Below are 11,829 nucleotides of genomic sequence, written 5' to 3' on the forward strand. Positions count from 1 at the left end.
CTGCCGGCCAGGGCGACCGCGGCGGACTCGACGCCACCCGGGCGATGCCGGCGCAGCCGCCCGGCCCGCCCTCCGGCGGGCAGGGCGGCTCCACCGGGGGCGGGCAGGACGAACCCCACCCCTGGCAGAGCCAGATGCGCGCGGCGCGCGACCGCAACGAGCAGACCCAGGTCCAGCCGTTCGACCCCGCCGAGGACCCGCTGCGCCACGCTCCGCAGCGGGGTCCCCGGCCGCCGCAGCGCCCCCGCCAGCAGCAGCCGCCCGGCCGGCAGCAGGGGCAGGGGCAGCAGCACGGCTACGGCCACCCCGACCAGGGGTACGGGCAGCAGCGGGGCGGCTACCGCCAGCCGCCGCCCCAGCAGTACCAGGAGCCCTACCAGCGCGAGTACCGCCAGCCCCCGCCCCAGTACCACCAGCCGGAGCCGCAGCCCCGCCGGCCGGAGCCCCGGCCGCAGCGCGAACGCCGGCCGCGCCCCGAGCCCGAGCCGCGCCGCGAGCCGCGCGGCCGCAGCCGCAGCGCCAACCCGATGCGCATCCCCGGTCTGGGGTGCCTGAAGGGCTGCCTCTTCATGGTGCTGATCATCGTCGTGATCGGCGTCCTGCTGTGGAACCTGACACCGCTGCCGGACTGGGTCGCCTCGGGGCAGGGTTTCTGGGAGGCCACCACGGACTTCTTCGACCGGGTCGGGGAATGGGTGGGGCTCATCGACAGCGCCCAGGAACGTGTGGAAGGCGTGCAGGACGACATTGCGAACCTGAACGGGAATTGACCTCCGCCGCACGGAATGGCAACCGCCGTCGCTCCGGCCGTGTTCTTCGATGAACGGGTCGAAAGCGGCGGCGAGTTCGCGACCGGAGGCCGGTCGGGCACGCCCGTTCCGGCGCTTGCGCCGCGCTCGGGGGGCGCCGGTGAATGGCGCACCCCGACAAAGCAACCGGGCCAATACGGCGGCGGTCTCGGGGATTTGTCGATTTATCCCGGCGGTTGCCGTCCGACGTTCTTCCGCAAAACCGGGCAATCCCGGTGTGGTTGAGGGGTTCCAACGCGCCGACGCCGTAACCTGCCGCCATGGCACGCAACATCGGTAGCCAGTACACCACGGAGCGCGTCCTCGGTCGGGGCAGCGCCGGGACGGTATGGCTCGGTCGGGGGCCCGACGGCCCGGTCGCGATCAAGCTGCTCCGCGAGGACCTCGCGGCCGACCCGGAACTGGTCGAGCGGTTCACCCACGAGCGCCGCACCCTCCTCGGGCTGGAGCACCCCCGGATCGTGGGCGTGCGCGAGCTGGTCATCAGCGAGGACGGCACCGACCTCGCCCTCGTCATGGACCTGGTGCGCGGCGCCGACCTGCGCGCCCACCTCACCCGCCACCGGCGGCTCGCCCCGGCCGACGCCGTCGCCCTCGTCGTGGACGTCGCCGACGCGCTCGCCGTGGCCCACCGCGCCGGGGTGGTGCACCGGGACGTCAAGCCGGAGAACATCCTGCTCGACGCCACCGGTCACGCGCCCCGCGCGCTGCTCGCCGACTTCGGCGTCGCCCAGCTGATCGACGAGCCCCGCCGCGGCACCACCTCCCGCGTCGTCGGGACGCCGGACTACATCGCCCCGGAGATCGTCGAGGGTCTGCCCTCCCGGGCGCCGGTGGACATCTACGCCCTCGCGACCGTCCTCTACGAGTTGCTCGCCGGCTTCACCCCCTTCGGCGGCGGCCACACCGGCGCCGTTCTGCGGCGGCACGTCACCGAGACGGCGGCACCGCTCCCCGGCCTCCCCGACGAGTTGTGGGAGCTCCTCCAGCAGTGCCTGGCCAAGGCGCCGGCCTCCCGGCTCCGCGCCGCGGAACTGGCCTCCCGGCTCCGCGAGCTCCAACCCGTGCTGCGGGGGCTGCCCGCCCTCGACATCGAGAGCGGCGAGGAGAGCGACGCCCCCGTGCGCGAGCGGGCCGGGGCCGAGGAGAGCACGGAGGAGGCCGAGACGCCCCGGGGCGCGGTGGCGCTGGTGCGCGGCTCGGTCAGCGACCCCGACCGCGTCACCCACACCCGCATGCGGGTCCCCGACGCCGAGGAACTGGCGGGCGGCGCCAACGGGACCGCCCGGCTGCCCCGCACCCCGGGGCAGCGCCGCGCGGGGTCGGCCCGGCACGGTGCCGCCGAGCGCCGCCGGCGCCTCGCGGTCACCCTCGGCGCCGCGCTGCTGGCGGTCGCGCTGGTCGTGGTCGGGGTCCTCGCGCTGGCCTGAGCCGCCCGGCCGACGCCCGCCGGGCCGCAGCGGGGGGCTCCCCGGTGCGGGCAACCGCTACGCTGGAGACGTGGCAGTCGTCGATGTTTCCGAAGAGCTGAAGTCCCTCACCTCGACCCTTGAGTCGGTCGAGGCCGTCCTCGACCTGGACAAGCTGAGGTCCGAGATCGCCGTGCTCGAGGAGCACGCGGCGGCGCCGTCCCTCTGGGACGACCCGGACAACGCCCAGCAGGTCACCAGCCGGCTCGCGATGCTCCAGGGGCAGGTCCGCAAGACCGAGGAGCTGCGGTCGCGCATCGACGACCTGGAGGTGATGTTCGAGCTCGCCGAGAGCGAGAACGACGCCGACACCAAGGCCGAGGCGCTCGCGGAGCTGGAGTCCCTGCGCAGGTCGATCGCCGAGCTGGAGGTCCGCACCCTGCTCTCCGGCGAGTACGACTCGCGGGAGGCGATGGTCTCCATCCGCGCCGAGGCCGGGGGTGTGGACGCCGCCGACTTCGCGGAGCAGCTGCAGCGGATGTACCTGCGCTGGGCCGAGCGCAAGGGCTACCCGACCGAGGTGCTCGACACCTCGTACGCGGAGGAGGCGGGCATCAAGTCCACCACCTTCTCCGTGCGCGTCCCGTACGCCTACGGCACCCTCTCGGTCGAGCAGGGCACCCACCGCCTGGTGCGCATCTCGCCGTTCGACAACCAGGGCCGCCGGCAGACCTCGTTCGCGGGGGTCGAGGTGCTCCCCGTGGTGGAGCAGACCGACCACATCGACATCCCCGAGAACGAGATCCGCATCGACGTGTTCCGGTCCTCGGGCCCGGGCGGCCAGTCGGTCAACACCACCGACTCCGCGGTGCGGATGACGCACCTGCCGACCGGCATCGTGGTCTCCTGCCAGAACGAGAAGTCGCAGCTCCAGAACCGCGCCGCCGCGATGCGCGTCCTCCAGGCGCGGCTGCTGGCGCACCGCCGGGCCGAGGAGCAGGCCAAGATGGACGCCCTCAAGGGCGACGGCGGCAACTCCTGGGGCAGCCAGATGCGTTCGTACGTGCTGCAGCCGTACCAGATGGTCAAGGACCTGCGCACCGACCACGAGACCGGCAACCCGCAGGGCGTTCTCGACGGTGACATCGACGACTTCCTGGAGGCGGGCATCCGCTGGCGGAAGCAGCAGGAGCAGGAGGAGCAGGGCTGAGCCCCGGTTCCCGCAACGACGCCTCCCGCCCGGCCCGTACGGCCGGGCGGGCGTTGTTTTCCGAGGGGGAGCCACCGGTTTTCAGCCCTACGGGTGAGAACCGGCGGTGTTCTCCCTCACACCGCCCCGAACTTCGTTCGCCTTCGCCGCAGTTGAATGTGCGGAAGCGGTGTGTGCGAGGTGGGGGTATTCGCCGACGCCTTGCGCGTGCGCAGCGTTGGTAACCCGTGACTTGACGGTGTGACCATTCGACGCAAGGCTGTGCGCCGGTGCGCCTGCTTTTCGGCAGCGCGCGGTACCTGGGGGGAGTGGCGCCGGGCTGATTGCGTGCCCCGGCGGTCCCCGGCCACGGAATCCCGAGCCACCGAGGTGCAGGGCACCCGATGACGAGTCACGCACAACTACATCAGCTACAGGGGGTAGTGAACACTTATGGCGAGTTCCAAGGTGCGCATCAACGTGGCGCGTCTGGCCGCCGGCGCGGTCTTCGCGGCGGGTGCCTCTCTCGCGGTCGCGGGTGTGGCCCAGGCCAACGAAGGCCCCGGCGCCTGCCCGGACGATCCTTCGCAGACCTGCCCGCCCGCCGAGGACGGCGACGGTGACGGTGACGACGAGGAGACCGACGGCGGCACCGGTGGCCCCGGCGGCGGCCCCGAGGGCGTCGACCAGGGCGGCGACCAGGGCGGTGCCGATCAGGGTGCTGACCAGGGCGGTGCCGATCAGGGTGGCGGCGACCAGGGCGGCTCCGACGAGGGTGCTGACCAGGGCGGTGCTGACCAGGGCGGCGGCGACCAGGGCGGCGGCGACCAGGGCGGCGGCGACGCCGGCGGTAACCAGGGCGGCGGCGACGCCGGTGGCAACCAGGGCGGCGGTGACACCGGTGGCAACCAGGGCGGCGGTGACACCGGCGGTAACCAGGGCGGCGGCGACGCCGGCGGCAGCACCGGTGGCAGCACCGGCGCCCCGCAGTCGGCCGGCGCCACCGAGGGTATCGAGGCCCCGGAGGCCGACGAGGACCTGACCGAGGTCGTGGACCAGTCCGCGACCGGCTCCGAGGCGGGCAGCGGCAACGGCGGCGAACTCGCCGAGACCGGTGCGGCCGACGGCAACATGCTGCTGCTGGTCGGCGCGGCCACCATGGTGGCCGGCGGCGTCGCGTTCCGTTACCTGCCGAAGGCTCTCGGCAAGACCGGCGCGGCTGCCTGATCCAGGCGGCAGTCAGCCGCGCGACCCGCGCGGTGGTACGGCAGACGGGCCCGGAGCGTCACGCTCCGGGCCCGTCCCGTCCTGCTCGGTGTTCCACCGCCGCGGTGCGGCCCGCTCCCCGGCGTCCGCCGTCAGGCCGGTCGCGCCACCACCAGGGCGATGGCCGCCAGCGCCAGTACCAGCGCCAGGAGCCCCGCAGGGCCTGTCAGTGCCTCCCAGGGCCCCCGCTCGCGCTGCCGCGCCAGCTGCGCGCGACACGTCGCACAGCGGCCCTCGCTCACGCGCCCCGCGCAGTTCGCACACACCAGCCAGTCGGCGGCCATGCGGCGGCTCCTCTCGTAGCGTCCCCCACCACTGTGCCACCCTCTCGCGCGGGGCGGGCCACCGAGCCGGTGTGATGTCCCCCGCGCCGCCGCGCCGGGGGTCCGCGACGGCGCGCGCCCGGGGTTCGGCGCGGGGCAAACAGGACCTATGGGGACGGGTCCGGGCGGTGACTGCGCCGGGCGTTCCGGTTCGCGTATCGTCGCCCCTCGAAGGGGGTGCCGCCAGGCGAAGGTTCTCCCACACCTACCCAGTCCCAGCTTGGTGCAACCGTGATCCGATTCGACAGCGTCAGCAAGACCTACCCCCGGCAGAACGCCCCCGCCCTGCGGGACGTCTCCCTGGAGATCAACCGCGGTGAGTTCGTCTTCCTGGTGGGCTCCTCCGGGTCCGGCAAGTCCACCTTCCTCCGGCTCATCCTGCGCGAGGAGAAGGCCAGCGAGGGCAGCGTCCACGTGCTGGGCAAGGACTTCGGCCGGCTGTCCAACTGGAAGGTCCCGCAGGTCCGGCGCCAACTGGGCACGGTCTTCCAGGACTTCCGGCTGCTGCCCAACAAGACGGTCGGTCAGAACGTCGCGTTCGCCCTGGAGGTCATCGGCAAGGGGCGCGGCCAGATCCGCAAGACCGTCCCCGAGGTGCTCGACCTGGTCGGCCTCGGCGGCAAGGAGGACCGGATGCCGGGCGAGTTGTCCGGTGGTGAGCAGCAGCGTGTGGCCATCGCCCGCGCCTTCGTGAACCGGCCGATGCTGCTGATCGCGGACGAACCGACGGGCAACCTCGACCCGCAGACCTCCGTCGGCATCATGCGGCTGCTGGACCGCATCAACCGCACGGGGACGACGGTCGTGATGGCGACCCACGACGCCCAGATCGTGGACCAGATGCGCAAACGCGTGATCGAGCTGGAGAAGGGCCGCCTGGTGCGCGACCAGGCGCGCGGCGTCTACGGCTACCAGAACTGATCCGCGACAGCAACGAGTAGGGAAAGGACGCCATGCGCGCCCACTTCGTCCTGTCGGAGATCGGTGTCGGTCTCCGTCGCAACGTCACGATGACCCTGGCGGTCGTCGTCTCCGTCGCCCTGTCGCTGTCGCTGCTCGGCGGTTCGCTGCTCGCCCGCGAGCAGGTCGGTTCCATGAAGGACTTCTGGTACGACAAGGTCCAGGTCTCGATCTTCCTCTGCAACAAGTACGACGCCGAGGCCGATCCCGCCGCCTGCCCGCGCGGCGCGGTGACCGACGAGCAGAAGGAAGAGATAGAGGCCGAGCTCAACGCCTACGACATCGTCGACCAGGTCTGGTCGGAGTCGGCGGAGGAGGCGTACGAGCACTACCGCGAGCAGGAGAAGGACTCGCCGCTGGCCGCCGTGGTGACCCCGGACCAGATGCAGGAGTCCTTCCGGGTCAAGCTCCACGACCCGGAGAAGTACGAGGCCATTTCCACCGCCTTCGCCGGCCGGGACGGGGTCCACTCCGTCCAGGACCAACGGGCGTTGCTGGAGAACCTGTTCCAACTCCTCAACGGCGTCAACATCGCGGCGCTGGGCCTGATGGCGCTGATGCTGGTCGTGGCGCTGCTGCTGATCGTCAACACCGTGCGGGTGTCGGCGTTCAGCAGACGGCGGGAGACCGGCATCATGCGGCTGGTGGGCGCGTCGAGTTTCTACATCCAGGCGCCGTTCATCCTGGAGGCCGCCATCGCGGGGATCATCGGGGCGCTGTTCGCCTGCGGACTCCTGGTCAGCGGCAAGCTGTTCCTCATCGACGGCTTCCTGGACGAGCGGATTCAGGTGATCGACTTCGTCGGCTGGGACGCGGTGGTCTCCGTGATGCCGTTCATCCTGGTGGTCGGGGCGCTGATGCCGTCGATCGCGGCGATGTTCGCCCTGCGCAAGTACCTCAAGGTCTGACCCGGCGGCTCCTTCGGCCGCACCACGCCCCGGCGCACCTCCGTGCGCCGGGGCGTGGCGCGTCCGCGCCCGCGCCTCGATGTGATTCGGACGACTGTGGTCCACCGGCACCGTTACCGCGCCGGTCCGCTGCCCTACACTCCGCAGCATGTCGCGGCTCGAACGCCTCTACCCACGTCCCGGCCTGCGCCGCTCGGTGCTGGCGGGGGCCTGTGCCGGTCTGCTGGCCGCCGGGGCCTGGTCCGGACCGTGGGGCGTGGGCACCGGCCACGCCGGGCCCGGACCGTCACCGGACGCCGCCCGCGTCGTCGAGGGCAGCGGCGACCACTGGTCCTCCGCGTTCACCGCCGAGGAGTACGAGGCCTTCCGCCAGTCGCTCGACGGCGAGTACGTCGGGACGGGGATGGCGGTGCGGCGCACCCAGGACGGCCGGACGGTGGTGAGCGAGGTCCGCTCCGGCAGCCCCGCCCAGCGCGCCGGGGTCCGCACCGGGGATCTGCTGCGCAGCGTCGACGGCGATTCCGTGGACGACCGGCCGGTGACCGAGGTGGTGGGACGGCTGCGCGGCAGCGGCGGCCCGGCGCCCGCCGGCGCCGGCAGCGCCGTCCTGGTCGGGGTGGAGCGGGACGGCCGGAGCTTCGAGGAGGAGCTCTTCCGGGAGCTGCTGGCGGTGGAGCCCGTCACGGTGCGCCGGCCGGCCGACGGCGTGACCGAGGTGCGGGTCGCCGCCTTCGTGCAGGGCGCCGCGGCACAGGTGCGCGCGGCGGTCGCCGCCGCGCCCGAGGGGGACGGGATCGTGCTCGACCTCCGCGGCAACCCGGGCGGACTGATCGAGGAGGCCGCCGAGACGGCCTCGGTCTTCCTCGACGGCGGCGTCGTCGCCACCTACGACGTGCACGGCCGGCAGCACGCGCTGCACGCGCGCGCGGGCGGCGACACCGACCGGCCGCTGGTGGTCCTGGTGGACGGGGGCACCATGAGCTCGGCCGAGCTGCTCGCCGGTGCCCTGCGGGACCGGATGCGGGCCGTCGTGGTCGGACGCCCCACCTTCGGCAAGGGCACGGTGCAGATGCCGGTCGAGCAGCCCGACGGCTCCGTCGCGGAGCTGACGGTCGGCACCTACGCCACCCCGTCGGGCAGCCGCGTCGCGGACGGCCGGGGGATCGAACCGGACCTCGTGCCGGCCCCGGAGGAGAACGCCGACGCCCGGGCACGCTCGGTGCTGCGCGGGCTCGCCTCCGGGGGCGGCTGACGGCCCTGTGCCACCCCGCACCGCGGGGCGGCGCCGGACGTGCTGCCCGGTGCGGGCAGGCGGCCACCGCGGCGTGCCGGTGGTTAACCCGGTGCCCCGGGCGGGTGGTCGGTCGTAGGATGGCCGGGTCATGGCTAAAGAGACGGGGCGCAAGCTGATCGCGCAGCACAAGAAGGCGCGACACGATTACCACATCCTCGACACCTACGAGTGCGGTCTGGTGCTGACCGGCACGGAGGTCAAGTCGTTGCGCCAGGGGCGGGCGTCCCTGGTCGACGGCTTCGGGCAGATCGACGGCGGGGAGGCGTGGCTGCACAACGTCCACATCCCCGAGTACGCCCAGGGGACCTGGACCAACCACAGCGCGCGGCGCAAGCGGAAGCTGCTGATGCACCGCGCCGAGATCGACAAGCTGGTCGGGAAGATGCAGGAGAGCGGCCTGACGCTGGTGCCGCTGGCCCTGTACTTCAAGGACGGCCGGGCCAAGGTCGAACTCGCCCTCGCGCGCGGCAAGAAGGAGTACGACAAGCGGCACACCCTGCGCGAGCAGCAGGACCGCCGCGAGGCCGACCGCGCGGTCGCGGCCGCACGCCGGCGGCAGCGCGGCCGCTGAGCCGCCCGGCGCGGCGGCGCCGGGCGGAATACATTCGCCCGCCGGGACGCTGTCCCGTATGATCGGGTGCAGCGCACGACGCGGGGACGCGGCCCTCCGGGGCGGCGGACGCGGGTCGTTTGTCAACTCAACATGGGGATGATCGGTTTCGACATCGGCTGTCCAGGCAGGGGAAGCGAGCCGAGGAAGCGACAATGATCTCGTTAACCATATGTCGCAAAAAAATAATCGCCGAAAACAAGCGCGATTCCTTCACCCTCGCTGCCTGAGCAACGAGTGTGAAGTGTCAGCCCGGGGGTGTTCCCGCCCCGGTGCCTGGCATCAGCTAGGGGACTCACCACCAGCTCCGGTCACGGGAGCTGACTGGGACATCCAACAGTGACTGAGCCCGTCGGGGGCTTGTCCGTGTGACTCCCGGGGCCGAGAAAAGCGCAGCGGACTGCGCTCGGAGAAGCCCTGTCTCTGCACCGATGGACGCGGGTTCGATTCCCGCCATCTCCACTCGACAGCGGGCCCCCGGCCAGGCACCACGCCTGGTCCGGGGGCCTTCGCGCGTTCCGGGGCGGGTGCGCTCACCCCCGGTCGGCGCGGCCGCCGTGGTCGGCCGCGATCCGGGAGAGCTGCTCCGCCAGCGCGGTGTCCTTGGCGGTGACGGCGCCGCCGGCGTCGTGGGTGTTCAGCGCCAGCCCCACCGCCGTGTACGTCACCGTGACGCGCGCGTGGTGGCCGGCCTCGTCCTCGGCCGCGGCCAGCGCCGCGTAGAACCCGGGCAGCGCGCCGCGGTCCACGGTGAAGGCGGCGGTCAGGTCGCCGTCCCGCAGCCGCCAGTCCGGCAGCTCGGCAAGGGCCCGGTCGATCTCGGCGTCGGTCAGGGGACTCGCGGGCATCTGTCTCTCCTCTGCTCGGTTCGGTGGCCGGGCGCGGTCGGTGCCCGGTGGGGGTTCCGGCGCACACGGGCACGGTCGAGTCTGCCGCCGGTGAGCCCTTGGCGCGAGGCGGCGCACGGGCCGGGGCCGGTCACGTCGGCAGCCGCCGGTACGGCGGCTGCGCCGCCGCGGCCCCTGTGTACGCTGCCGGGGGCGGCGATCACGGGCGCCGGTCCCCGCGGGGCGGGGTGCCGGCCGGGCCGAGGCCGCCGGGTGGGGCACCGACGGCCGTTCCGGCCGAGACGCGGGAGGCACGCATGGGTAGCACACGGGTACGGATCGCGGGGGGAGTGGCCGTGGGCTGCGTGCTGCTCGCCGGGCTGCTGTTCTGGCTGCTGCGCGGCGACGACGGCGACGCGGCCGGGCAGCGCGCGGGCGAGTTCCTCGCGGCGTGGCCGGAGGACGTCACGGAGGAGAGCGGCGACAACCCCGCGGCGGAGCTCACCGACGACCCGGAGGCCGCCGCCTCCCTGATGGCGTCGGTCACCCGCAACCTCGCCGCCGAGGGGCGCGAGCTGACCGTGTCGGGCGACTCCCGTCCGGTGGACGGCGGCGACCGCGAGGTGCCCTACACCGCGACGTGGAATCTGGGCCCCGGGCTGCCCGAGTGGAGCTACGAGGCGACGCTCCGGCTCACCCGCGCCGACGGTGACTGGACGGTGCGCTGGGAGCCCGCCGCCCTCCATCCCCAGCTCGCCGAGGGCACCACGCTGGTGCGGCGCGAGGACCGCCCGGACCGGGCGCCCGTCCTCGCCGCCGGGGGCGAGGAACTCGCGGGCGTCGGGCGGGTGTGGTCCCTGTCGATCTGGCCGGCGCAGCTGACGGACCCCGACGCCGCGTGGGAGGCCGTCGAGGAGCTCGACGCCGGGGTGGACGTGGCGGCGCTGCAGGAGCGGGTCGAGGAGGCCGACGAGGACCAGGCCGTGCCTGTGGTGACCCTGCGCGACGCCGACTACGAGGAGCACCGGGACACCGTCGAGGCGGTCGAGGGCCTGCAGACCGCCGAGGGCAGCCGCACCCTCGCCTTCGAGGCGCGCGGACTGGTCGGCGGCGTCGACTCCGACACCGGCGAGGGCAGTTCCGGGCTCCAGGCGCTGCACGACGCGGAGCTGGCCGGGGTACCGACCACCGAGGTCGTCCTCGCCGACCGGGAAACCGGCGCGGCGGTGGAGACGCTGGCCGCCGGTGACGGCGGCGCGCCGGGCGAGCCGCTGCGGACCACGATCGACCTCGACGTGCAGCGCGCCGCCGAGGAGGCCCTTGCCGACCAGGACCAGGACGGTTCGATCGCCGCGATCCGGCCCTCCACCGGGGAGATCCTGGCCCTCGCCGACCAGCCGGCCGACTACGCGCGCTCCGCGCAGGGGAAGTACGCGCCCGGCTCGGGGTTCAAGATCGTGACGGCGGCAGCGCTGCTGGAGGGCGGGACCTCCGCCGAGTCCGTGCTGGGCTGCACGCAGTTCGCGAACGTCGACGGCCGCGAGTTCCACAACCAGAACGAGTTCGAGCTCGGTGAGGACACCACCCTCCGCGAGGCGTTCGTCCGTTCCTGCAACACCACCTTCATCGAGCACCGCGACCAGGTCGGCCACGAGGAACTGACGCGCGCCGCCGAGGCCTTCGGCATCGGCACCGGATGGGAGGCCGGGTTCGGCGCGTTCTCCGGGGGCGTCCCCGCCTTCGACAGCGACACCGACCACGCCGCCTCCCTCATCGGTCAGGGCCGCGTGGAGGCGGGACCGCTGGCGATGGCCGGGGTGGCCGCCACCGTCGCCGACGGTGAGTTCCGCCCGCCGGTGCTGCTGCCCGACGCCGCCCAGGAGGAGACGGCCGGCGGCGAGAGGCTCTCCGAGGAGACCGTCGAGACGCTGCGCGAGCTGATGCGGGAGACCGTGACCCAGGGCACCGCCTCCGCTCTCGCCGACGTGCCGGGCACCGCCCACGCCAAGACGGGGACCGCCGAGGTCGCCGACGGCGAGGGCGAGGTCACCACCAACGCCTGGATCGTGGGGTACGACGCGGACAACGACCTCGCCTTCGCGGTGATGCTGCTGGACGGCGGCTCGGGCGGCTCCCACGCCGGGCCGGTCGCCGCCGCGTTCCTGGACGCCCTGGGCTGACCCCGCCGGAGCGTTGCCCCGACGACCCGCCCGGTCGGCCGCCACGGCCGGCCG

10 protein-coding genes, 1 other RNA gene and 1 pseudogene are annotated in these 11,829 nt (G+C 73.5%); 10 read left to right on the forward strand and 2 right to left on the reverse strand.

The window, feature by feature from the left end:
• The 4 genes and pseudogenes from HCN56_RS18350 to HCN56_RS18365 all read left to right on the forward strand — a co-directional run.
• A pseudogene (locus HCN56_RS18350) lies at window positions 1–770 on the forward strand (hypothetical protein); the annotation flags it as partial.
• 299 nt (window positions 771–1,069) lie between these two features.
• Complete coding sequence (locus tag HCN56_RS18355) at window positions 1,070–2,239, forward strand: serine/threonine-protein kinase (protein WP_167972533.1); 1,170 nt, start codon at window positions 1,070–1,072, stop codon at window positions 2,237–2,239.
• A gap of 70 nt (window positions 2,240–2,309) precedes the next feature.
• Window positions 2,310–3,428 carry a peptide chain release factor 2 gene (gene prfB, locus HCN56_RS18360; RefSeq protein WP_167972535.1) on the forward strand — a complete coding sequence of 373 codons (1,119 nt, stop codon included), beginning with the start codon at window positions 2,310–2,312 and terminating at the stop codon, window positions 3,426–3,428.
• Between the two features lie 432 nt (window positions 3,429–3,860).
• Entirely contained in the window at window positions 3,861–4,634 is a 774-nt protein-coding gene (locus tag HCN56_RS18365) for a hypothetical protein (RefSeq protein WP_167972537.1), read from the forward strand.
• Between the two features lie 131 nt (window positions 4,635–4,765).
• Here the strand turns inward: HCN56_RS18365 and HCN56_RS18370 are convergent, their stop codons facing one another.
• Complete coding sequence (locus HCN56_RS18370; protein ID WP_167972539.1) at window positions 4,766–4,957, reverse strand: hypothetical protein; 192 nt, start codon at window positions 4,955–4,957, stop codon at window positions 4,766–4,768.
• A 270-nt stretch (window positions 4,958–5,227) separates the two neighbouring features.
• Here HCN56_RS18370 and ftsE point away from each other — a divergent pair, with 270 nt between their 5' ends.
• The 5 genes from ftsE to ssrA all read left to right on the forward strand — a co-directional run bounded on the left by ftsE (window position 5,228) and on the right by ssrA (window position 9,233).
• Window positions 5,228–5,917, forward strand: a complete 690-nt coding sequence (gene ftsE, locus HCN56_RS18375) for a cell division ATP-binding protein FtsE (RefSeq protein WP_167972541.1) — start codon at window positions 5,228–5,230, stop codon at window positions 5,915–5,917.
• Between the two features lie 32 nt (window positions 5,918–5,949).
• Window positions 5,950–6,864 (forward strand): permease-like cell division protein FtsX, encoded by a 915-nt coding sequence (gene ftsX / locus HCN56_RS18380; protein WP_167972543.1) that lies wholly within the window; start codon window positions 5,950–5,952, stop codon window positions 6,862–6,864.
• 148 nt (window positions 6,865–7,012) lie between these two features.
• Complete coding sequence (locus tag HCN56_RS18385) at window positions 7,013–8,116, forward strand: S41 family peptidase (protein WP_167972545.1); 1,104 nt, start codon at window positions 7,013–7,015, stop codon at window positions 8,114–8,116.
• A 130-nt stretch (window positions 8,117–8,246) separates the two neighbouring features.
• Window positions 8,247–8,729 (forward strand): SsrA-binding protein SmpB, encoded by a 483-nt coding sequence (gene smpB / locus HCN56_RS18390; RefSeq protein ID WP_167972547.1) that lies wholly within the window; start codon window positions 8,247–8,249, stop codon window positions 8,727–8,729.
• 134 nt (window positions 8,730–8,863) lie between these two features.
• Window positions 8,864–9,233, forward strand: a transfer-messenger RNA (tmRNA) gene (gene ssrA / locus HCN56_RS18395).
• A gap of 68 nt (window positions 9,234–9,301) precedes the next feature.
• Here ssrA and HCN56_RS18400 read toward each other — a convergent pair.
• Window positions 9,302–9,616: a 4a-hydroxytetrahydrobiopterin dehydratase gene (locus HCN56_RS18400; RefSeq protein WP_167972550.1), complete on the reverse strand. Its 315-nt coding sequence runs from the start codon at window positions 9,614–9,616 to the stop codon at window positions 9,302–9,304.
• Window positions 9,617–9,912: 296 nt separating this feature from the next.
• On the opposite strand from HCN56_RS18400, the gene HCN56_RS18405 reads away from it, so the two are divergent.
• The gene (locus HCN56_RS18405) at window positions 9,913–11,775 is read left to right on the forward strand and encodes a penicillin-binding transpeptidase domain-containing protein (RefSeq protein WP_167972552.1); all 1,863 of its coding nucleotides are present in this window, start codon (window positions 9,913–9,915) and stop codon (window positions 11,773–11,775) included.
• The last annotated feature ends 54 nt before the right edge of the window (window positions 11,776–11,829 follow it).

The sequence above is a fragment of the Streptomyces lonarensis genome (assembly GCF_012033735.1).
Taxonomy (GTDB): domain Bacteria; phylum Actinomycetota; class Actinomycetes; order Streptomycetales; family Streptomycetaceae; genus Streptomyces; species Streptomyces lonarensis.